The 20,561-nt window shown below is 66.5% G+C and carries 18 protein-coding genes and 1 pseudogene; 14 read left to right on the top strand and 5 right to left on the bottom strand.

The annotated features are described in order from the left end of the window. Positions 1 to 72: 72 nt before the first annotated feature. Entirely contained in the window at positions 73 to 957 is an 885-nt protein-coding gene (locus tag AB4Y98_RS11595; protein WP_363731647.1) for a LysR family transcriptional regulator, read from the bottom strand. A 107-nt stretch (positions 958 to 1,064) separates the two neighbouring features. Between AB4Y98_RS11595 and AB4Y98_RS11600 the strand changes: the two genes are divergently transcribed. After that, the gene (locus tag AB4Y98_RS11600) at positions 1,065 to 2,123 is read left to right on the top strand and encodes an NAD(P)-dependent alcohol dehydrogenase (protein ID WP_223496540.1); all 1,059 of its coding nucleotides are present in this window, start codon (positions 1,065 to 1,067) and stop codon (positions 2,121 to 2,123) included. A 78-nt stretch (positions 2,124 to 2,201) separates the two neighbouring features. On the opposite strand, the pseudogene AB4Y98_RS11605 reads toward AB4Y98_RS11600, so the two are convergent. Further along, a pseudogene (locus tag AB4Y98_RS11605) lies at positions 2,202 to 3,485 on the bottom strand (glutamate--cysteine ligase); the annotation flags it as partial. Between the two features lie 152 nt (positions 3,486 to 3,637). On the opposite strand from AB4Y98_RS11605, the gene AB4Y98_RS11610 reads away from it, so the two are divergent. The 3 genes from AB4Y98_RS11610 to AB4Y98_RS11620 all read left to right on the top strand — a co-directional run bounded on the left by AB4Y98_RS11610 (position 3,638) and on the right by AB4Y98_RS11620 (position 6,897). Continuing rightward, the gene (locus AB4Y98_RS11610; RefSeq protein ID WP_363731640.1) at positions 3,638 to 4,342 is read left to right on the top strand and encodes a VIT1/CCC1 transporter family protein; all 705 of its coding nucleotides are present in this window, start codon (positions 3,638 to 3,640) and stop codon (positions 4,340 to 4,342) included. Further along, positions 4,339 to 5,163: a helix-turn-helix transcriptional regulator gene (locus AB4Y98_RS11615; RefSeq protein WP_230112667.1), complete on the top strand. Its 825-nt coding sequence runs from the start codon at positions 4,339 to 4,341 to the stop codon at positions 5,161 to 5,163. Before AB4Y98_RS11610 ends, AB4Y98_RS11615 begins: the two co-directional genes overlap by 4 nt. 753 nt (positions 5,164 to 5,916) lie before the next feature. Further along, positions 5,917 to 6,897, top strand: coding sequence for an MBL fold metallo-hydrolase (locus tag AB4Y98_RS11620; RefSeq protein ID WP_442244391.1), 981 nt, complete (start codon positions 5,917 to 5,919; stop codon positions 6,895 to 6,897). A gap of 64 nt (positions 6,898 to 6,961) precedes the next feature. Here AB4Y98_RS11620 and yihA read toward each other — a convergent pair whose 3' ends face one another. Further along, entirely contained in the window at positions 6,962 to 7,564 is a 603-nt protein-coding gene (gene yihA, locus AB4Y98_RS11625; protein WP_230111274.1) for a ribosome biogenesis GTP-binding protein YihA/YsxC, read from the bottom strand. A 155-nt stretch (positions 7,565 to 7,719) separates the two neighbouring features. Here yihA and AB4Y98_RS11630 point away from each other — a divergent pair, with 155 nt between their 5' ends. From AB4Y98_RS11630 to AB4Y98_RS11645, 4 genes are all read left to right on the top strand, one after another. Further along, positions 7,720 to 8,517 (top strand): c-type cytochrome, encoded by a 798-nt coding sequence (locus AB4Y98_RS11630; protein WP_025878663.1) that lies wholly within the window; start codon positions 7,720 to 7,722, stop codon positions 8,515 to 8,517. A 106-nt stretch (positions 8,518 to 8,623) separates the two neighbouring features. Beyond that, on the top strand, positions 8,624 to 9,274 hold the full coding sequence (locus AB4Y98_RS11635) for a thiol:disulfide interchange protein DsbA/DsbL (protein ID WP_442244392.1): 651 nt from the start codon (positions 8,624 to 8,626) through the stop codon (positions 9,272 to 9,274). Positions 9,275 to 9,380: 106 nt separating this feature from the next. Beyond that, positions 9,381 to 10,196 (top strand): thiol:disulfide interchange protein DsbA/DsbL, encoded by an 816-nt coding sequence (locus AB4Y98_RS11640; RefSeq protein WP_442244393.1) that lies wholly within the window; start codon positions 9,381 to 9,383, stop codon positions 10,194 to 10,196. Positions 10,197 to 10,218: 22 nt separating this feature from the next. After that, positions 10,219 to 10,986, top strand: a complete 768-nt coding sequence (locus tag AB4Y98_RS11645; RefSeq protein ID WP_032952088.1) for an endonuclease/exonuclease/phosphatase family protein — start codon at positions 10,219 to 10,221, stop codon at positions 10,984 to 10,986. 113 nt (positions 10,987 to 11,099) lie between these two features. On the opposite strand, the gene AB4Y98_RS11650 is transcribed toward AB4Y98_RS11645, so the two are convergent. After that, positions 11,100 to 11,975 (bottom strand): EamA family transporter, encoded by an 876-nt coding sequence (locus tag AB4Y98_RS11650; RefSeq protein WP_312785983.1) that lies wholly within the window; start codon positions 11,973 to 11,975, stop codon positions 11,100 to 11,102. A gap of 72 nt (positions 11,976 to 12,047) precedes the next feature. Here AB4Y98_RS11650 and AB4Y98_RS11655 point away from each other — a divergent pair, with 72 nt between their 5' ends. The 6 genes from AB4Y98_RS11655 (at position 12,048) to AB4Y98_RS11680 (ending at position 17,536) form a co-directional block, all read left to right on the top strand. After that, complete coding sequence (locus AB4Y98_RS11655) at positions 12,048 to 12,521, top strand: Lrp/AsnC family transcriptional regulator (protein ID WP_442244394.1); 474 nt, start codon at positions 12,048 to 12,050, stop codon at positions 12,519 to 12,521. 43 nt (positions 12,522 to 12,564) lie between these two features. After that, positions 12,565 to 13,119, top strand: a complete 555-nt coding sequence (locus AB4Y98_RS11660; protein WP_442244395.1) for a M23 family metallopeptidase — start codon at positions 12,565 to 12,567, stop codon at positions 13,117 to 13,119. Positions 13,120 to 13,228: 109 nt separating this feature from the next. Further along, positions 13,229 to 13,705 carry a hypothetical protein gene (locus tag AB4Y98_RS11665; protein WP_363731628.1) on the top strand — a complete coding sequence of 159 codons (477 nt, stop codon included), beginning with the start codon at positions 13,229 to 13,231 and terminating at the stop codon, positions 13,703 to 13,705. Between the two features lie 231 nt (positions 13,706 to 13,936). Continuing rightward, positions 13,937 to 16,096 carry a ferric-rhodotorulic acid/ferric-coprogen receptor FhuE gene (gene fhuE / locus AB4Y98_RS11670; RefSeq protein ID WP_442244396.1) on the top strand — a complete coding sequence of 720 codons (2,160 nt, stop codon included), beginning with the start codon at positions 13,937 to 13,939 and terminating at the stop codon, positions 16,094 to 16,096. A gap of 172 nt (positions 16,097 to 16,268) precedes the next feature. Next, complete coding sequence (locus AB4Y98_RS11675; protein ID WP_312785987.1) at positions 16,269 to 16,760, top strand: hypothetical protein; 492 nt, start codon at positions 16,269 to 16,271, stop codon at positions 16,758 to 16,760. Between the two features lie 68 nt (positions 16,761 to 16,828). Further along, positions 16,829 to 17,536: a hypothetical protein gene (locus tag AB4Y98_RS11680; RefSeq protein ID WP_442244397.1), complete on the top strand. Its 708-nt coding sequence runs from the start codon at positions 16,829 to 16,831 to the stop codon at positions 17,534 to 17,536. Positions 17,537 to 17,606: 70 nt separating this feature from the next. Here AB4Y98_RS11680 and AB4Y98_RS11685 read toward each other — a convergent pair whose 3' ends face one another. Then, the gene (locus AB4Y98_RS11685; protein ID WP_442244398.1) at positions 17,607 to 20,471 is read right to left on the bottom strand and encodes a TonB-dependent receptor plug domain-containing protein; all 2,865 of its coding nucleotides are present in this window, start codon (positions 20,469 to 20,471) and stop codon (positions 17,607 to 17,609) included. Between the last annotated feature and the right edge of the window lie 90 nt (positions 20,472 to 20,561).

Consider the following 20,561-nt stretch of genomic DNA (forward strand, 5'->3'; position numbering starts at 1 on the left):
CCACGCATGGCGTGGATCTACTGACGCGGGTGGGTGCCGGCCGTTGGTCGGCACTGCATCACCCGCCGCGCTTCACTCGCGCAACATGTCCACGAACGCACGTAACGCGCCGGGCATCTGCCGCTGCTTCGGGTAGTACAACGCGAACCCGGCGAACGGTTCGCTCCAGTCTTCCAGTACCGCCACCAGTCGCCCATCGTCCAGATAAGGACGCGCGGTGTCTTCCAGCACATAGGCCAGGCCGATGCCATCGAGCACCGCGCCAACCACCGTGCCCTGCTCGCACAGCGTCAGCCGGCCCGGTACGTCGATCTCCAGTGTCTGGCCCTCGCGCTCGAACTGCCACTTGTACAGATGGCCGCTGGCGAAGCGGAAGCGCACGCACTCATGCGTGGCCAGGTCGCGCGGATGCTGCGGTGCCGGCCGGCGTCGCAGGTACTCGGGCGAGCCGACGATCAAGCCGCGCAGCGGCGGCCCCATCGGCACCGCCACCATGTCTTCGGGCACGAACTCGTGCAGGCGCACGCCCGCGTCGTAACCCTCGGCAACGATATCGACCAGGCCATCGTTCTCGGTCAGCTCCACCCGTACGTCCGGATGCGCGTGCAGGAACCGCGCCAGCCGCGGCCCCAACTGGGTCGCCACCGCCGCCCGCGTCGCATTGATCCGCAGCAGGCCGGCCGGCACCGCGCGGAAGTGGTTCATTTCCTCCAGCGCGTCATGCACCTGCCCCAGCGCCGGCTGCAGGCGCTCCAGCAGGCGCTGCCCGGCCTCGGTCAGGGCCACGCTGCGGGTGGTACGGTGGAACAGGCCCACCCCCAGCCGTTCCTCCAGCGCGCGGATCGCATAGCTCACCGCCGAGGTCGACAGGGCCAGTTCGGCACCGGCGCGGCGGAAACTGCGGTGGCGGGCGACCGCAGCGAAGGCGGCCAGGTGGGTCAGGTTGTCAGTGGCCATGATTGTGCAGTCTGCCTTGATGAATCATGCCGATATATACGCTTCTTACCCTGAGGTACGGAGCGTATTGTAAAACGCCTTTCGACAAACCCTGCCAAGGATTCCCCATGTCCCTCGCCCGTGGTTACGCCGCCCACACCCATACCGACCCGCTGGTGCCCTTCGAATTCGAGCGCCGCGCGGTTGGCCCGAACGATGTGCGCATCGAGATCCTGTACAGCGGCATCTGCCATTCCGACCTGCACCAGGCCCGCGACGACTGGGGTGGCTCGATCTATCCGATGGTGCCGGGCCACGAGATCATCGGCCGGGTCACCGAAGTCGGCAGCGAGGTCACCCGCTTCAAGGTCGGCGACCACGCCGGTGTCGGCTGCATGGTCGATTCCTGCCGCCATTGCGATGCCTGCCAGCACGACCTGGAGCAGTACTGCGCCGAAGGTGCGACCTGGACCTACAACGGCCGCGAGCGTGAAAGCGGCGCACCGACCTACGGCGGCTATTCCGACCACGTGGTGGTCGAGCAGCGTTTCGTGGTCAAGGTCTCCGAAACGCTGGACCTGAAGGCAGCCGCGCCGCTGCTGTGCGCCGGCATCACCACCTGGTCGCCGCTGCGCCACTGGAAGGTCGGCCCGGGCCAGAAGGTCGGCGTGATCGGTCTGGGTGGCCTCGGCCACATGGGCGTGAAGTTCGCCAAGGCGCTCGGCGCGCACGTGGTGATGATCACCACCACCCCGGAAAAGGGCGCCGATGCCAAGCGCCTGGGCGCTGACGAAGTGCTGGTCTCGCGCGATGCCGAGCAGATGAAGGCGCATGCCGGCAGCTTCGACTTCCTGCTCAACACCATCCCGGTCGGCCATGACACCAACCCGTACATGGGCCTGCTCAAGCGCGAAGCGACCATGTGCCTGGTCGGTGTGCTGACCGAACTGGACCCGCCGTTGACCGGTGGCAGCGTGATCTTCGGTCGCAGAAACCTGACCGGCTCGGCGATCGGCGGCATGGCCGAAACCCAGGAGATGATGGACTTCTGCGCCGAGCACGGCATCGTCAGCGACGTAGAGATGATCGACATCAAGAACGTCAACGAAGCCTGGGAGCGCATGGCGAAGAACGATGTGCGCTACCGCTTCGTGATCGACATGGCGACGATCAAGAACGCGGCCTGATCCAAGGCGGTTGTGAAAACGAAAAACCCCGGCAATGCCGGGGTTTTTTTGGTAGTGCCGGCCGCTGGCCGGCAACCTGGTCAGGCCGGACTCGACGATTTCCTGCAACACGTCCAGGAACTTGCTTTCATCCTGGCCATCGGCATTGCGCGCCGCACGGCGCTTGAGCCCGTCCACCGAAATCTTCACCGCCTCGCGGGCGAGGTCGCGCACGGTGCCACCGCGGAACGGCAGGTTCATCGCATGCTTGGGCACGCCATCACGCAGCGCATGGCGCTCGGCCAGGCTGAAGTCACGCACCAAGTCCCACGCCGCATCCAGCGCGGTGTCGTCGTACAGCAGGCCCACCCAGAAGGCCGGAAGCGCACACAGGCGGCTCCATGGGCCACCATCGGCACCGCGCATTTCCAGGTACTTCTTCAACCGCACTTCCGGGAACGCGGTCGTGGTGTGGTCCGACCAGTCGCGCAGCGTCGGCAGCTGGCCCGGCAGCACCGGCAGCTTGCCCTGCATGAAGTCGCGGAAGCTCTGCCCGCTGGCATTGTGGTAGATGCCATCGCGGTAGGAGAAATACATCGGCACGTCGAGCAGGTAGTCGACATAGCGCTCGTAACCGAAGCTGTCCTCGAACACGAAGTCGAGCATGCCGGTACGGTCGGCATCGGTATCGGTCCAGATGTGCGAGCGGTAGCTGAGGTAGCCGTTCGGCTTGCCTTCGGTGAAAGGCGAGTCGGCGAACAGTGCGGTGGCGATCGGCTGCAGCGCCAACGACACGCGGAACTTCTTCACCATGTCCGCTTCGCTGGCGTAATCCAGGTTCACCTGCACGGTGCAGGTGCGGGTCATCATGTCCAGGCCCAGCGAACCGACCTTGGGCATGTACGAGCGCATGATCTTGTAGCGGCCCTTGGGCATCCACGGCATTTCATCGCGCGTCCACTTCGGCTGGAAGCCCATGCCGAGGAAACCCAGCTGCAGTTCGCCGGCCACCTGCGCCACTTCATTGAGGTGGGTGCCGGTTTCCACGCAGGTCTGGTGAATGGTTTCCAGCGCCGCACCGGACAGCTCCAGCTGGCCCGCCGGCTCCAGGGTCACCGAGGCGCCATCACGCAGCAGGGCGATGGTGTTGCCGTTTTCCTGCACCGGCGTCCAGCCGAAGCGGACCAAGCCGTTGAGCAGGGCCTCGATGCCGCGCTCGCCATCGAAGGTCGGCGGACGCAGGTCATCCAGGCGGAACCCGAACTTCTCGTGCTCGGTACCGATGCGCCACTGCGAACGGGGCTTCTCGCCGGAGGCGATCTCCGCCACCAGTTGCGAGCGGTCGGTAATGGGCGTATCGGCGACGTGGCTGGGGCTCGACAAGGGGGTGGCTCGCTGGACGGTGGCAGGGGATGTGGGGCTGGGAGCCTTGCATCGCAAGGGCGCACTATAGCGTGGCGGCTCGTTACGTCATGCGACGGTGACGGGTTTCAGCATCCTACCGACACCCTCTTGACCCTCGTACACTCAGGGCCATGAGCCGCCATTCACGACATCCCGAGCTGCACCGTGCCGATCGCGTCGGCTGGCTGCGGGCCGCCGTACTGGGCGCCAACGATGGCATTGTCTCGGTCGCCGGCCTGGTGGTCGGCGTGGCCGCCAGCGGCGCCTCGGCCAGCACGATCCTGGCCACCGGCGTGGCCGGCACCGTGGCCGGAGCGATGTCGATGGCCGCCGGCGAGTATGTGTCGGTGCAGACCCAGGCCGATACCGAGAATGCCGATCTGGCGATGGAGAAACGCGAGCTGCACGAAGACCCGCACAGCGAACTGGACGAGCTGACCGCGATCTACCGCCACCGCGGCCTGGAGCCGGCGCTGGCGCGCCAGGTCGCCGTGCAGCTGACCGAGCACGACGCACTGGGCGCCCACGCACGCGACGAACTGGGCATCACCGAAGAGCTGCGTGCACGGCCGCTGCAGGCCGCACTGGCCTCGGCAGGCGCCTTCACCTGCGGCGCTGCCCTGCCGGTGCTGACCGCACTGCTGGCACCGGTACAGAACGTCGCCACCGCCACCACGGTAAGCACGCTGGCCGGCCTGTGCCTGACCGGCGCGATGGCGGCACGCGCCGGTGGCGCGTCACCGACGCGCGGCGCCCTGCGCGTGATGTTCTGGGGTGCGCTGGCGATGGCCGCTGCAGCGGCGGTCGGCCGCCTGCTGGGCGCGCACGTCGTATGACCGGCATGCCCCCCACCGCCATGGCACTGCTGGCGGAGATGGCCAGCCTGGCCGGCTGCGAACGCGCTGAAGGCTATGCCTGCATCACCGCCCGCCGCGAGCATGGCGCCAGTTCGGTGGAGATACCGCAGCCGCAGTTCGCGATCCTGCTGGAAGGCCGCAAGCAGGTGCGTACCGCACACCAGTCGCTGACCTTCGTCCCGGGCGACATCCTGCTGATCACCCAGCGTTGCCGCATCGATGTGGTCAACACACCGGACCCGCAGACCGGCCGCTACCTCAGCGCGATCGTGCCGCTGTGCACGGAAGTGCTGGCGGCTGCGCGCACGCTGTGGAGCGAAGCCTTGCCGACGGCCGGACCGGCGTTGGCACGGCAGGCGCTGAGCGATCACGCCACGGCGCTGCGCAGCTGGCGGCAGTCGTTGCAGGATGGCCGCTACAGCGAAGCACGGCTGGCGCTGGCCACGCTGGTGCTGGCGTGGTGCCGGCAGGGCCACGGCAACCTGCTGCTGCCGCACGCACCGACGCTGGGCGAACAGATCCGCGACCGCATCGCCGCGGAACCGGCACGCGACTGGCAGTCGCGCGACGTTGAAGCGCACTTCGCGCTGAGCGGTGCGACCCTGCGGCGGCGGTTGGCGGCCGAAGCCACCAGCCTGCGCCAGCTGCTGACCGAAGCGCGCCTGGCCCACGGCATGCAGCTGCTGTACACCACCGATCTGCCGCTGAAGACCGTGGCAGCGCGCGCGGGGTATCGCTCTGCAGCGAGCTTCAGCAAGCGCTTCGCCGAGCAGTACGGGCTGGCTCCTACAGATATTTGAGGGTTCTTCAGCAGGGCTGCGCCCTGCACCCGCAGAGGGTCTTCAAGCAACGGCAACAGCAAAGGCCAAAGCGGCATCCCGTGGGATGGCGGGGCACTGTGGGTTTGCGGGGACGCCGTGAATCCGTCCATGGAGGCTTGGTCGCCGCATCCATGCGGCTCACACCCCGCAAACCCACAGTGCCCCGCCTTCGACAGTTTCCCGGTGGCCAGTAGATCCACGCCATGCGTGGATGATTTCCTCCAATTCCATTCGATTCATTTCGATGATTCCGAATTGAATTCGAAGAGCATCCACGCATGGCGTGGATCTACGTGTCGACCAAGGTCGACACCCACCAAAAGCAGGCCATGCCATCCCGACAGATCGCAGAAACCTGTCGAAGGCGGGGTGGGTCCGGTTGCGGGGGTGTCCGCGGCATGGGCCCGAGGCATGCCTCGGGCGGGTTGGGCAGGACGCCCAACCCCGGTCTTGCCGTGTGCGCAGGACAGCGCACACGAGCAAGCCGCGGCCAAGCCCCCATGGATGGGTTTACGGCGTCCCCCGCAACCGGACCCACCCGCCATCCCACAGGAAACCAGCTCCTGCTGTTGCTTCGGCCGTTGCCGTTGCTGTTGCCTCTGCGGGTGCAGGGCGCAGCCCTGCCGATACCCCCATTGAGCATTCCGCGCAGTGCTTTGAGCGCCGCACGCACGCGCAACACGGCACGCTGTACGCAACGGGCCTGCCCATCACTCACCGAGAAGAACCGCCATGACCCTGCGTCATCTGCCATTGCACGCCGCCCTGCTGCTGGCCCTGTCCTCCCTGCCGTTGGCCGCGCTGGCCGAGGCCACCTCGCCCGCCCCCACCCAGCAGGTGCCGGGCGTGCAACACCAGCGCATCGGTGCGCTGCAGGTCACGGCCCTGTTCGACGGCGTGGTTGCGCTCGGCCGGCAGGAAGTGGTCGACGTGCCGCCAACGCTGGTCAGCCGCCTGCTTGAAGGCCGCTATGTGCCCGAAGACAAGAAGGGCCTGCAGACCGCGATCAACGCCTTCCTGGTGCGCCAGGGCAAGCACCTGACCCTGGTCGATGCCGGCACCGCGCAGTGCTTCGGCCCTGACCAGGGCCAGGTGCTGGGCAACCTGCGTGCGGCAGGCGTGGACCCGGCCGAGATCGATGAGGTGCTGCTGACCCATGCCCATCCCGATCATCTGTGCGGGATCCTCGACGCACAGGGCAAGCAGGCCTATCCGAATGCGACGGTGTGGCTGTCCAAGGCCGATGCCCGCTACTGGCTCGACCCGGCCAGCGAAGCCACGGCACCGCAGGGCGTGCGCTTTGCCTTCGCGCTGGCACGCAACGCGATCGCGCCGTACCAGGCCGCCGGTCGCCTGCACACCTTCCAGCCTGGGGACGCCCTGCCGGGGCACGCGGTGGCGATGGATACCCACGGCCACACGCCGGGGCATGTGTCCTACCGTTTCGACAGCCAGGGCCAGTCACTGCTGGTGTGGGGCGATGTGCTGCATTTCCATGCAGTGCAGTTCGCACACCCGGAAGCGGCATTCGAGGCGGATTCGGATCGCAAGGCGGCTACGGCCAGCCGTCGCAGCCTGTTGCAGGAAGCCAGCGCCAACGGCTGGTGGGTGGCGGGTGCGCACCTGCCGTTCCCCGGGCTGGGTCACGTTCGCAGCGAAGGCAAGGCGTATGCGTGGGTGCCGGCGGAGTTCTCGCCGTTGCCGAAGGAGTGAGGGCGGCCGCAGGGACGGTGAGGTTGCCGGCCAGCGGCCGGCACTACCGTCATGGCGACGGGGCTTATTCCAGCCCCAGCCAGCCGCCGATGATGCCGCGGGCTTCCTCGACGCCGGTACGGGCGGCGCCGGAGAACACCTGCACGCTCACCGTATCGCCGAACGACGAATGCAGTTCCTTGCGTACCTTCTGCAGGGTCTGCATCTGCTGGCTGCGGCTCAGCTTGTCGGCCTTGGTCAGCAGCGCATGCGCCGGCAGGCCTCGCTGCACGGCGTAGGCCAGCATCTGCCGGTCGTAGTCCTTCAGCGGATGGCGGATGTCCATCACCACCACCAGCCCCTTCAAGGCCTCGCGGGTGCGGAAGTAGCGGTCGATGAAGGCCTGCCAGTGCGCCTGCAGGTCCAACGGCACCTTGGCGTAGCCGTAACCGGGCAGATCGACCAAGTGGGCGTCCGGGGTAACCTGGAAGAACACCAGCTGCTGGGTCCGGCCAGGCGTCTTGGAGACCCGGGCCAGGCTGTTCTGGCGGGTCAGCGCGTTGAGCGCGCTCGACTTGCCGGCGTTGGAGCGACCTGCAAAGGCCACTTCAGAACCTTCATCGGGCGGCAGCTGCCCCATGTTGTGGGCAGAGAGGTGGTATTGGGCGCGTTCGATGAGCAATGACATGCGCATAGGATCGCATGTTGCGGCGCCGCGCGCCCGGCCCGGGGCCTTCCAGCGGGAAAATGCTGCACTGCTGCGTTGACCGTGCAAGGAAACGGCGTTGATAATCCGGGCGATGCCGGCCGCCGCCGCCCGGCCGGTCCATACGGAGCTTCAGCATGCGCCACGCTCGCGTTCTTGCCGTATCCGCCCTTGCTACTGCCGTTGTTGCCGCTGCTGCCTTTGCGCAGACCACGCTGACCCCGCTGCCCGACAACGGCCCGATCAAGACCGCCTCGCTCGAGGTGGATTTCAGCAAGACCACCTGGGGCGATGCCAAGGCCGGCCAGACCAAGGCCACCGCGTGTGCCGCCTGCCATGGTGCCGATGGCAATTCCACGGTGGAGATGTATCCCAGCATCGCCGGCCAGAGCGAGCGCTACGTCGCCCAGCAGATGGCCCTGATCGCCAATGGCCAGCGCAGTTCCGGCGCCGCCGTGGCGATGGTGCCCTTCGTGCAGAACCTCACCCCGCAGGACATGCGCGATATCGGCGCGTTCTTCGCCACGCAGAAGGCCAACGCCGGCATCGCCGACGACACGCCGGTGGCCGAAGGCCCGTACAAGGGCATGAAGTTCTACCAGATCGGCCAGCAGCTTTACCGCGGCGGCGACGCCCAGCGCGGGCTGCCGGCCTGCATGGCCTGTCACGGCCCCAGCGGCGCCGGCAACCCCGGCCCGGCCTACCCGCACATCGGCGGCCAGCACGCCAGCTATGTCGCCCGGCGCCTGCAGGAGTACCAGGCCGGACAGACCAACGAGACCGACAAGGCGCACTTCCAGATCATGGCCACGGTGGCGCAGAAGCTGACCGAGCAGGAGGTGCAGGCCCTTTCCAGCTACCTGCAGGGCCTGCACAACAAAGCCGACGATCTCGCCGCCGAGGGCGCTTCGACGCGACCGGCTGCCGCCCCCTGACCGCCACTGGTCGGCGCCGGTCGCCACGACGGCCCGTCGCTGCGGTATGTTTCCTTCACGCCGGCGGCTGCGCCGGCGTTGTCATTTTCAACGGAGATGCGTGTCGATGAGGTTGATTCCCCGCCTTCTGCTGTCCCTGCTGGTGCTGCTGCCGTTGGCGGCCTGCGCCGCCACCCCCGCCAACGCCCCGCTGGTCGAAGGCAAAGACTACGAGCGCATCGCCCAGCCTGGCCCGTTCCAGCCGCTGGCCGGCAAGATCGAGGTGGTCGAGGTGTTCGGCTACACCTGCCCGCACTGCGCCCATTTCGAACCGCAGCTGGCCGCCTGGGCCGCCAAGCTGCCGGCCGACGTGCGCTTCACCCCGGTTCCGGCCGCCTTCGGCGGTGCCTGGGATGCCTGGGCACTGGCCTACTACGCCGCCGACGAAGTGGGCGTGGCCAAGCGCAGCCACGCCGCCGTCTTCAAGGCCCTGCACGATGAGGGCACGCTGCCGATGCAGAACGTCTCGGCCGATGAGCTCGCCAGCTTCTACAAGGCCTACGGCGTGACCCCGGAGCGCTACACGCAGGCCTTGCGCGGCGAGGCGGTACAGAAGAAGGTCGATGCCGCCCGTGCCTTCGCCCAGCGCACCCAGGTGCCGGGCACCCCGGCCATCATCATCAACGGCCAGTACCTGGTCCGTGGCAAGAGCTTCGACGACCAGCTGCGCATCGCCTCGGCGCTGATCGCCCAGGCCCGCGCCGCCCGCGGCCGCTGAACCAACACACACCATCGACACGGCGCTGTCGCCGCCGCATGTCATCATTTCCCTCTGGCCGGCGCCTGTCGCCGGCCCCACCTTTCCAGATGCTGGAGACGTTTCCATGAAGACCCGTTTCGCCGCCCTCGCCCTCGCAGCGCTGCTGCCGATCCTGGCGGCCTGCAAGGCCGACGATGGCACCGCCAACACCGCCGCCCCGGCAGAACCGTCGGCAACCCCGGCCAGCACCGAACCGGCCGCACCGGCCGCAGGCAACGAAGCCGCTGCTCCGGCTGCCGAAGGTGACACGACCGCTGCCAGCGCCGCGCCTGCCCCGACCACCGCCGCGCTGACCGGCCCGGCCCCGGTGGAAGGCGCCGACTACCAGCTGATCCCGAACGGCCAGCCGTTCCAGCCGGCGGCCGGCAAGGTCGAAGTGGTCGAGATCTTCGGTTACGTCTGCCCGGCCTGCGCGGCATTCCAGCCGCTGGTCAGCCCGTGGAAGGCCGGCCTGCCGAGCGACGTGAACTTCGTCTACGTGCCGGCCATGTTCGGCGGCACCTGGGACAACTACGCCCGTGCCTTCTACGCCGCACAGACCCTGGGCGTACAGGAGAAGACCCACGAAGCGCTGTACTCGGCCATCCACTCGCAGAAGACCCTGAAGGGCGAGCGCGGTGCCGATTCGGTGGATGACATCGCCAAGTTCTACGGTGCCTACGGCGTCGATCCGAAGCAGTTCGCCGCCACCATGGGCAGCTTCGCGGTCAATGCCAAGACCAACTCGGCCAAGCAGTTCGCCCAGCGCAGCCAGATCAGCGGCACACCGTCGATCATCGTCAACGGCAAGTACCTGGTGAAGGGCAAGAGCTTCCCGGACATGCTGCGCATTGCCGACCACCTGATCGCCCGCGAACGCGGTGCGGCCCAGGCTCACTGATCAAAGAGACGTTTTCCCGGCCGTGACTTCCCCCACAACACGGACCCTGCGCTTGCTGACGGCCAACATCCAGGCCGGCTCAAGTACCCGCCGCTACAGCGACTATGTGACCCGCAGCTGGTCACATGCACTGCCGGCGGGTCGCAAGCGCAGCAGCCTTGACGCGATTGCCACTTTGGCGCGCGGTCATGACATCGTCGGCCTGCAGGAGGCCGACCCGGGCAGCCTGCGCTCGGGCTTCACCAACCAGACCCATTACCTGGCCCAACGCGCCGGCTTCAATTACTGGAGCCACCAGCCGAACCGGCGCATGGGTGGCGTCGCCTCCAGCGCCAACGGCCTGCTGAGCAAGCTGGAACCGGTGGAAGTGCAGGACCATGCCCTGCCCGGCCGTATCGGCGGGCGCGGCGTGCTGCTGGCCAAGTTCGGCGACGGTCGCGATGGCTTGGCCGTTGCGGTAGCGCATCTGTCGCTGGGCGCAGGCTCGCGGATGGCCCAGCTTGGTTTCATCGCCGAGCTGTTGTCGGACCACCCCAATGCGGTGCTGATGGGCGACTTCAACTGCCTGGCCGAACGTCCGGAAATGCAGGTGCTGTACCAGAAGACCCGGCTGCAGCCGCCCGGCTGCATCGTGCCGACCTTCCCCAGCTGGCGCCCCGACCGCGCCATCGACCACATCCTGGTCAGCAGTGGTCTGCAGACCCGCACCGTGGAAGCGGTGCCGGCGGCGTTCTCCGACCATCTGGCCCTCGCAATGGCGATCGACGTCCCCGCCGACGCCCTGCGCTGACGCTTCTGGTAGGTGCCAACCTCGGTTGGCACGCTGATCTGGTGGATGCGGACCGTTGCTCCTGTGGGTGCGGACCGTTGGTCCGCACGCTCTCCGCCGGGAATGCCCCGGCACTACCCCGCCTGCGCCACCGGCACCTTCAACCGCCGTGACGTCATCGTGCTGCCCACCGAAGCCAGCACCGTGCAGCCGATGGCCAGCCACTGCAGACCATGCAGGTGCTCGTGCAGCAGCAGCATCGCCCACAGTGCGGCCACCGCCGGTTCCATGCTGATCAGGATGCCGAAGGTCTCTTTGGGCAGGCGCTTGAGCGCCATCATTTCCAGTGACATCGGGATCGCGCTGGACACCAGCGCCACCACCAGCCCGGCCAGCAGGATCTTCGGCTCCAGCAACGCCGCGCCGGCATGCACCACGCCCACTGGCACCACCACCAGCGACGCGGCAAGGAGCCCCAGCGACACCGAATGCCCAGCATGCAGGTGGCCGGCGCGCTTGCCGAACACGATGTACAGGCCCCAGCACGCTGCTGCCCCCATGGCGTACAGCACGCCCACCGGATCCAGTGCCGGGCCGCCGCCGATCGGCAGCAGCAACAGCAGCCCGACCGCTGCGCAACCCACCCACAGGAAATCGATCGGACGCCGCGACGACAGCATCGCCACCGTCAACGGGCCGGTGAATTCGATGGCCACCGCGATGCCGAACGGGATCGTGCGCAAGGCCATGTAGAACAACAGGTTCATCAGGCCCAGGGTGAGGCCGTACCGCAGGATGGTGACCGCATCCACGCGGCTGGTCTTCCAGCGCCATGGCCGCCAGAACAGCAGCAGCAACAGCGCCGAAAAGCCCACGCGCAGCGCGCTGGTGCCCTGCGCGCCGATCAACGGAAACAGCTGCTTGGCGTAGGAGGTACCGATGGCCAGTGCGGTGACCGAGCCGAGCACCGCCAGCGCCGGCAACATCGGCGCGATTCGAGAAGTCTGCATGCCGCCAGTCTATTGCGTCGGCGGCGAGCACTTGGCTCAATTGACGGCCCGTCCGTGCAACTTCTGCTCACCATGGCCACCGCCCCCGTGCTGGACAGCTTCGACCGCGCCATCCTCGCCCTCCTGCAGCAGGACAACACCCTGCCGCAGCGGCAGATCGCCGAAGCCGTGCACCTGTCCACGCCGGCGGTGCAGCGGCGGATCAAGCGCCTGCAGGACAGCGGCGTGATCGCCGCCAATGTGTCGGTGATCGACGCCGCGAAAATCGGCCGGCCGCTGACCATCATCGTCGAGGTGCGCGTGGTCAGCGAGCAGCGCGAAAAGGTCGCCCCGTTCCGCCGTCGCGTGCAGGACGACCCTGCCGTGCAGCAGTGTTACTCGATCACCGGCGACGGCGATTTCCTGCTGCTGCTCTCGGCGGCATCGATGGAGGAATACGAGGCGATCACCGAGCGCTTGTTCGGTGGTGATGACAACATCGAGCGCTTCCGCACGTCGGTAGCGCTGGGCACGTTGAAGCGTGGTTTCGACGTGCCGCTGACATGACGCAGATGCAGTCGAGCGTGTCCTGCTCCTACACTGCCAACGCATGAACACCGCTTCCCCTTCCAATGCCAGACGCCTGCGCCGCTGGTTGCTGCGTGGCGCCATCCTGCTGATCCTGGCCATCGCGGCGATGGCCTTCTGGAACAGCCCGTGGGCCGCCGCACCTAAGATGCTGTGGACGCTCTCGCGCATGCCGCCGGCCACGCAGCTGCCGGTGCCGGTGGAAGGCGTTCGCCCGCGCCAGATCGCCGATACCTTCGGTGCGCCGCGCGGGCGTGACCGCACGCATGCTGGCATCGACATCTTCGGCAAGCGCGGTACGCCGGTGCGCAGCGCCACCCCCGGCGTCATCGCCGACATCCGCGAAAGCGGCCTCGGTGGCCGCCAGGTCTGGGTCATCGGCCCGGGACGCGAGCGCTATTACTACGCGCACCTGGAAGACTGGGCCGATGGCCTGGGGCGCGGACAGGTAGTGCAACCCGGCGACCTGCTCGGCCATGTCGGCGACAGCGGGAACGCCAAGGGCACGCCGCCCCATCTGCATTGGGGCATCTACGGGAAAGACGGGGCTCGCGATCCGCTGCCGCTGCTGCGCTGAGCTGCCTCGCAGAGTCACACGTTGCCGACCGCTGCCAGGCAGTTCTGCAAGGTCGACTCTTCACCTGCATGCCCCCATCATCAACCGCAGTGACAGGGAGAGCACGCCGATGGCCGCACTTGGTCGCACCCCGCTGCTGATCACCATCATGCTGCTGGCCACGGGCTGCAGCACGCTGCAGGCGCCGCGCGAGCCGATATGCGCGCAGATGCTCGCCTTCGCCAACAGCACGCCGGTAGGCGCCAGCCAGTCGATCGAACTGGTTACTGATTGGAACACGTGGAGCAAGGGCTGCACGCACGAGGGCAATCCGGCAGGCAAGCGGTTCTGCGATTGGCTGCTTGCCCATTCCTCCACCGAATTCGCCTCGGCCAACATCCGCAGCGCGATGGCCTGCCTGGACCCCGGCGCCCGCTATGCCGGACCGGTGCGTACCACGCCCGAGTACCTGACCGGCAAGATCCATGTGTCCGACATCCGTGGGCTCGAGCGGAACGTGATGATCACCATCGAATATGCCGACGGCGTCGAGAGCCAATTGCCGCGCCTGAACATCCTTGCTGAACGCCTGGCTCCCGACGAATAGCTCTATCGCGCGGAACGCAGGCACAGCCGCTGGCTATTTGTAAATGGAAACAATTCCCATTACGATATTCGCGTTTTCCGGGCAGCCAGGACGGTTCGTCCGTGCTCGCATTGCCCAGCCACCGCCCTGAAACACAGGGCTTCGCCAGCGACGTGAGATCCCCACCAGCCGCGGCGCCAGACCATCCGGGAAGCCGGTCGGACGCACGCACGTGCCCGTCCAGGAACCTTGATGACCCGTTCGACCTCCCCCCTGCTGCCGCATCGCCTGTCCGCAGCGGTGCTCTCCGCCCTGTGCCTGGCCGCCGCCCCGGCCGCCTTCGCCGAAACCGTCGCCGACCCGACCACGCTCGACAAGGTCGTGGTGAAGGGCGAGCGTGCCGAAGGCTATTCGGTGCGCCGCACCTCGGCCGGTACCCGCTTCGACCTGGCGCCGCGCGAAATCCCGCAATCGGTCAGCATCATCAGTCATCAGCGCATCGAAGATCAGAAGCTGGACGACATCATCGACGTGCTGGGCAACACCACCGGCGTGACCAGCACGCAGTCGGACAGCGAGCGCACCGAGTTCTACGCGCGCGGCTTCTACATCGACAGCTACCAGTTCGATGGCCTGCCCACGCAGATGGTGCAGAACTGGAGCTACGGCGACTCCGGCCTGGACCTGGCCCTGTACGACCGCGTGGAAGTGGTGCGCGGCGCCACCGGCCTGCTCAGTGGCGCCGGCAACCCGTCGGCATCGGTGAACCTGATCCGCAAGCACGCCGACAGCGCTGAGTTGACCGGCAGCGTGTCGGTGAACGTCGGCAGCTGGGGCCGCACCCGCACCACCGTGGACGTGGGCAGCGCGCTCAATGCCAGCGGTACGGTGCGTGGCCGGGTGATCGGCAGCTACCTGGACACCGACGGCCAGATGGATCGCTACAACCAGCGCAAGACGCTGGGCTACGCGGTCATCGATGCCGACCTGACCCCCGACACCCAGCTCAGCGTGGGCTACGACTACCAGCAGAAGCGCGCCAACGGCGCCACCTGGGGTGGCTTCCCGATGCTGTATTCCGATGGCTCGCCCACCGGCTACGACGAATCGTTCAACGCGAGCCCGAAGTGGACCTACTGGGACACCACCAGCAAGCGCGCCTTCGCCACCCTGCAGCACGCCTTCAGCAACGGCTGGAAGTTCAAGGTCGGTGCCACCCACGATGAGACCCGGGCCGACGACAAGCTGTTCTACCCGGCCTACAACGACTGGGCCACCGGCGCGTCGAACTTCGACAAGACCACCGGCGCCGGCATCTCGCCGTCAGCGGGCTTCTACAACACCGAGCGCAAGGTCACCGGCGTTGATGGCTACGTTGACGGTCCGTTCCAGTTGTTCGGCCGCGAGCACCAGTTCATGGCCGGCCTGAGCTACAACAAGCGCGAGTACGCCAACTACGGCGACTACCAGGTCGGCGGCGTCGGCCAGACCTGGAACCCGTTCACCAGCTACCTGAACTGGACCGGCAACATCAGTGAGCCGAACTGGAACCCGCTGGCACTGGCCAGCGAAGGCACCATCACCCAGAAGGCCGGCTACGCCGCTGCACGCCTGTCGCTGGCTGACCCGCTGAAGCTGATCATTGGCGCCCGCTACACCGACTGGAAGAGCGAAGGCGAAGGCGCCGACCGCGCACACAAGGTCACCACGCCGTATGCCGGCCTGGTGTTCGACATCAACGACACTTACTCGACCTACGCCAGCTACACCGAAATCTTCCAGCCGCAGACGCTGAAGGACCGCAACGGCAGCTACCTCGATCCGGTCGATGGCAAAAGCTACGAAGTGGGCATCAAGGGCGCATGGTTCGACAACCGCCTGAACGCCTCACTGGCCGTGTTCCGCATCGAACAGGACAACGTTGGCCAGGCCACCGGTGAACCCGTGCAGGGCAGCCAGAATGAGTTCGCCTATCGCGCCGCGCGTGGCACGGTCAGCCGTGGCTTCGAGTTCGAACTGAATGGCGAGCTGGCAACGGGCTGGAATGCCACCTTCGGTGCCTCGCGCTATGTGGCCAAGGACATCAACGGCGCCGATATCAACACCAATCTGCCACAGACCGCGCTGAAGCTGTTCACCAGCTACACCCCGCAGTCGCTGCAGGAACTGACCGTCGGTGGCGGAGCCAACTGGCAGAACCGCATCTACTACCCGGTACCGGCCTACGGCCGCATCGAGCAGAGCGGCTATGCGCTGGTCAGTGCGTTCGTGCGCTACCGCATCTCGCCGGAGTTCAGCGTGCAGGCCAACCTCAACAACCTGCTGGACAAGAAGTACCTGTCGCAGATCAACGGCTACGGCGCGTATGGCGATGGCCGCAATGGTTCGCTGACCTTTACCTGGTCGTTCTGACGACCCGCTGAGGTCGGAAGGACCGGCACTGGCCGGTCCTTCCCTTGCCCCTCCCCGTTTGCGCGGACGGGCACTATCGCGGCAACACCGAAGCTCCTAAGCTTGCCGCCAGCCGGCTGCAGGATCGCGCCGGCCCCAGGGAAGTCGAACCCGACCAGGCAGGGAGTGAGCGATGAAGAAGTGGATTCTGATCATTGCCGTACTGACAGTGAGTGGCTGTGAAACCCTGAAGCCCAGGACCGTGTCATCGGCTGAGACGGGCGCGGCATCGCGACTGGAGTTCCAGTCCGGCCCGGACAGCGCCGCGGCAGCCGCGAAGGCAGCCATTGCCGAACAGAAGTGGAAGCTGCTTTACAGCGGCACGGAAAGGCCGAAAGGCGACCACGGCTTCCAGAGCAACAACCACCTCGGTGGCGAAACCGACGACCAGCTTGCCTGGAGCAAGTCCGCTCAGGCCGGCCTGAAGCCCACCGCCTATTTGCAGGCAAAGACACCCACCAGCGCCTTCAGCTGGGGCGCGGAACTGTTCGTCGTTGTCTATGCCACCGAGACCGGCGGCAGCGCCATTGCCATTTCGGCATCGACCAGCCAGGCCCTCGAAAAGGAAAAGCTGGACAGTTACATCCGCCAGCTCGGCAGCGCCATCGACCAGCGTCTGGACTGACTACCCTGGGCCAGCGCTGCGCGCACCTGGGCCTGGCCGACACTGACGTTCAACAGGAGATCTGCACGATGAAACTGCGCATGCATGTGTCAGTGGCGATGACAATGGCGGGCATGAGCGGTTTTTCCGCTCATGCGGTGGATGCCGCCGCAGTCGCTCCCCACCGGCAGGACCTGAAGACCTTCTTCCAGTCCGAACAAATCGACTACATGACCGGGCAATGCCTGCAGCATTCGCCTGAGCTGGGCAGGCAGATGCAATCGGCTGCACAGCAATGGCGCCACGACAACGCCGCCGCCACCCAGCGCGGCAGCGACGCCGCACTGAAACTCTACCCACAACTGGGCGAAGACATCGCCACCCAGCGCAGCCGCGTTCGCGAGCAGTCCGCCAAACAGACGGAAGCGGAGCTGGCCGCTGATCCACAAACAGCCTGCCAGCAGGCACTCAACGGCATCCGCTTCAATGTGCCACTCGAGATGCAGGGGCCGACGTTGACCAGCCCCGTGCTGCGCGCCGACATCTTCAAGCAGGCCTCTTCCGGTGCGGCCATCCTGCTCGACTGCACCGCACTGCAGAGCATCCAGACCGAAGTGGTCAGCGATGGTGGCAGCGGCTCGCAGCGCCGTATCGAGGAGCGCTGGTCGTTCAAGGGCTGCGACAGAACCATCGCCGCGGCGGTCCACTATGCACCGGCCGAGGGCGGCACATCACTCGTTGTCAGTTTCCCTGGAACAGGCGCCAGGCACCGAACCACGCAGGCGCAGCCTCGATGACGCCGGGCATGGCCCGGCGCTGCCACAGCAACAGCGGCGCCGGAATCACTCCGGCGCCGCCGTCCTCACATCAGAAACGCAGGTCCGCGCGCAGGTACCAGTAACGGCCACGCGGAATGTCGTAGGTCGAGGCGTCATAGCCGTTCAACGAGCATGACAGGCAGATCGGCGGATCCTTGTCGAACACGTTGTTCAAACCGGCCGTCAGCTGCAGCCCCTTCATCCAGTCGATCTTGTAGCCCACCTGCGCATCATGGAACGTGGTGGCCGACAGCGTGTTGGTACCGGCGGCCTGGTTGCTGCACACCGGGAACGCCACGGCGTCACCGCAGTCTTCGGTCAGTTCGGAAATGTGGCGTACCGTCCAGTTGGCGCTCCAGTTGTCCAGCGTCCAGCCGATGCTGGCGTTGCTGGTCCATTCCGGAATCGAACTGTCAGCCACTTCCACGCCGGGCTTCTGTGGCTGCCGCTGGCCGGCCGCACCGGTGGCCTCGTAGCGACCGACGAAGGTGTTCTTCCAGCCCAGCTTGAACTGCCCGATCGAGCTCTGCGGCAGGGTCCAGAACAGGTCCACATCCCAGCCGTCGGTCTTGATCGAACCCAGGTTGGTCAGGCGGTTGTTGAAGCTGCTGACCGCACCGGTGCTGGCACGGGTAATGCCGTCGCAGTAGATCGGGTCCAGGGTATCCACGCACAGGTCCAGCTGGGTCTGCGCGTTGATCGCCTGGATCGCGCCATCGATGTTGTGGCGGTAGAACGTCACTTCCACGTCGAAGCGCTCCGACCACGATGCATCGTTGCCGAACCAGGGGCTCCACACGAAACCGGCACTGAAGCTGCGCGACCGCTCCGGCTCCAACTCGCGGTTGCCGCCGGTGGTCACCGAGATCTGCGAGTTGGCCTGCTGGAAGCCGGTCGGCACGCCCAGCGATGCGCAGTTGGCCGCACTACCACGCGGCGGTGTGCCACCCAGGCCCACCGAGCAGGGATCGAACAACTGCAGATCGGCGCGCGCGGCCGAGCCGTACAGCTCACCGATCGACGGTGCGCGGAAGCCTTCGGCATAGGTGGTACGCAGCACGAAGTCATCGGTCACCTGCCAGCGCAGGCCGTACTTGGGCGTGAACTCGCCACCGAAGGTCGAGTAATCCGAGTAGCGGCCAGCCAGGCTCAGGTCCAGCTTCTTGCCCAGTGCCGAGTCGGCGAAGATCGGCACGCTCAGCTCCAGGTACGCTTCGTTGACGTCGTAGGAACCGGACGTCGGCTGCGACGGTACGCCGTTGTAGTGGCCGATCACCGTCAGCGGATCAGGCTGGTAGGAACCTTTGTACTTGCGATGTTCGAGGCCGGTGGCGAAGGACACCGGGCCGGCAGGCAGGGTGAACAGATCGCTGGACAGGTTGGCGGTGAACAGGCTCAGCTCGTTCTGGCTGCGGTCGCGCACCACCGGCTGGATCCAGCGCAGCATGTCCGGGGTGATCGAACCAGCGCCGCCGAAGATGTTCAGCGGTACGCAGCCTGGCGTGGCCGCGCACACTGCAGGATCGCCCAGCGCCATGTTGACGTTGTAGATGTTGTAGCTGCCGTAGTTGGTCTGCTCGGCCTTGTTCTTGCTGTACATGCCGTTGACGTCCCAGTACCAGCTGCGGTCAGCTGCCTGGAAGTTGCCGACCAGGCCGGTGGCGAAGTACGTGGTGTCCACCTGCTGCTCGAATACGCGCGCGCCGCCTTCCACAGGACGACGACCGATCAGGCTCATGTTGCCCGACGACACCAGGTCGAAGCCGAACGGGTTGTACGGGTTCAGTGCCGAGACCACGATGTTGTCGGCCAGCGGATTGCCGGTGGCACCATCAGGGCCGAAGAACAGTGGCTCCGGGCCGGCCTGGTTGGTCGACTCGCGGCGGTTGCCCAGCACCTTGACGTACCACTGCACGTTGTCGGTGATGTCGAACCGGAACTGGCCGAACAGGCCCTTGCGCTCCGACGGTGTCAGCACCATGTTGTATTCGGCGAAGTTGAAGCGGTCAGCGCTGGTGAAGCAGTGGTAGTCGTCGGTGCGGTTGCAGCCGGCGCTGCCGTCGTAACGCGGGCTGCTCACGCCGGTGTTGGGCACGATGTCCTGTTCGGCACCGGTGTTGGGATCGACGAAGGCGAAGCGCCCCTGCGGAATGCCGCCGCTGCCGAAGGCCAGGCCGGTGCCGGGGATCGGGAAGCGCGACTGCTCGCGGTCCTTCGCATACACCGGGTCCTGCTTGGTCCAGCTTGCCCCCAGGAACAGGCTGTAGCGGTCGCCGCTCTTGCCCCAGGCCAGGTCCACGCCCTTCTGCGTGCCATCGCCCTTGCCGTACTGGCCGTAGTTCATCGTCACCTGGCCGCCATCGAAATCGCGGCGGGTGATGATGTTGACCACACCGGCGATGGCATCGGAGCCGTACAAGGACGACGCGCCGTCTTCCAGCACTTCGATGCGCTCAACGATCGCCAGCGGGATGGTGTTGAGATCGGTGGCCGAGCCCACGCCCGAGGCCGAGGATTCATTGACCCAGCGGATGCCATCGACCAGCACCAGTACACGCTTGGCACCGAGATGGCGAAGGTCCACCTGCGCCGAACCCGCGCCGACGCCACTACCGTCGGGTGGGAAACCGAAGTTGCCCGACGAATTGAACTTGGCATTGAGCGCCGAGCCCGAGCCGGTGAGCTGTTGCAGCACTTCACCGATCGAAGTAAGACCAGTGCGTTCGATGTCGGCGCGATTGAGCGTCTGGACAGGCACCTGGCCCTCCACTTCAGCACGCTTGATGCGGGTGCCGGTGACTTCGATCGCGTCCAGATTGGTGGTGGCCGATTGGGCAGCAGCACCCATCGGTGCCAAGGCGGTCACGCACAGCGCGACGGCGACCGCCAAGGGGCGGTGGTGCAGGTAATTCATTCGCTCTCTCTCCAAAGGAATGTCGGGACATGGACTGCCGCGCTCCCCCCTGCATGGCGGCAGCGTCTCCTTTGTAAACAAGCGGTAAAA

It is taken from the genome of Stenotrophomonas sp. 2YAF26, from assembly GCF_052114625.1.
In the GTDB taxonomy this organism is placed as follows: domain Bacteria; phylum Pseudomonadota; class Gammaproteobacteria; order Xanthomonadales; family Xanthomonadaceae; genus Stenotrophomonas; species Stenotrophomonas indicatrix.

What these genes read in the sequence shown, in the direction of transcription:
- AB4Y98_RS11680 (WP_442244397.1), top strand. Translation starts at nt 16,829, where the DNA reads ATGAAACTGCGCATGCATGTGTCAGTGGCGATGACAATGGCGGGCATG.
- AB4Y98_RS11665 (WP_363731628.1), top strand. Translation starts at nt 13,229, where the DNA reads ATGGCCGCACTTGGTCGCACCCCGCTGCTGATCACCATCATGCTGCTG.
- AB4Y98_RS11640 (WP_442244393.1), top strand. Translation starts at nt 9,381, where the DNA reads ATGAAGACCCGTTTCGCCGCCCTCGCCCTCGCAGCGCTGCTGCCGATC.
- AB4Y98_RS11635 (WP_442244392.1), top strand. Translation starts at nt 8,624, where the DNA reads ATGAGGTTGATTCCCCGCCTTCTGCTGTCCCTGCTGGTGCTGCTGCCG.
- AB4Y98_RS11660 (WP_442244395.1), top strand. Translation starts at nt 12,565, where the DNA reads ATGAACACCGCTTCCCCTTCCAATGCCAGACGCCTGCGCCGCTGGTTG.
- AB4Y98_RS11600 (WP_223496540.1), top strand. Translation starts at nt 1,065, where the DNA reads ATGTCCCTCGCCCGTGGTTACGCCGCCCACACCCATACCGACCCGCTG.
- AB4Y98_RS11610 (WP_363731640.1), top strand. Translation starts at nt 3,638, where the DNA reads ATGAGCCGCCATTCACGACATCCCGAGCTGCACCGTGCCGATCGCGTC.
- AB4Y98_RS11630 (WP_025878663.1), top strand. Translation starts at nt 7,720, where the DNA reads ATGCGCCACGCTCGCGTTCTTGCCGTATCCGCCCTTGCTACTGCCGTT.
- AB4Y98_RS11655 (WP_442244394.1), top strand. Translation starts at nt 12,048, where the DNA reads ATGGCCACCGCCCCCGTGCTGGACAGCTTCGACCGCGCCATCCTCGCC.
- AB4Y98_RS11620 (WP_442244391.1), top strand. Translation starts at nt 5,917, where the DNA reads ATGACCCTGCGTCATCTGCCATTGCACGCCGCCCTGCTGCTGGCCCTG.
- AB4Y98_RS11595 (WP_363731647.1), bottom strand. Translation starts at nt 957, where the DNA reads ATGGCCACTGACAACCTGACCCACCTGGCCGCCTTCGCTGCGGTCGCC.
- yihA (WP_230111274.1), bottom strand. Translation starts at nt 7,564, where the DNA reads ATGTCATTGCTCATCGAACGCGCCCAATACCACCTCTCTGCCCACAAC.
- AB4Y98_RS11685 (WP_442244398.1), bottom strand. Translation starts at nt 20,471, where the DNA reads ATGAATTACCTGCACCACCGCCCCTTGGCGGTCGCCGTCGCGCTGTGC.
- fhuE (WP_442244396.1), top strand. Translation starts at nt 13,937, where the DNA reads ATGACCCGTTCGACCTCCCCCCTGCTGCCGCATCGCCTGTCCGCAGCG.
- AB4Y98_RS11675 (WP_312785987.1), top strand. Translation starts at nt 16,269, where the DNA reads ATGAAGAAGTGGATTCTGATCATTGCCGTACTGACAGTGAGTGGCTGT.
- AB4Y98_RS11650 (WP_312785983.1), bottom strand. Translation starts at nt 11,975, where the DNA reads ATGCAGACTTCTCGAATCGCGCCGATGTTGCCGGCGCTGGCGGTGCTC.
- AB4Y98_RS11615 (WP_230112667.1), top strand. Translation starts at nt 4,339, where the DNA reads ATGACCGGCATGCCCCCCACCGCCATGGCACTGCTGGCGGAGATGGCC.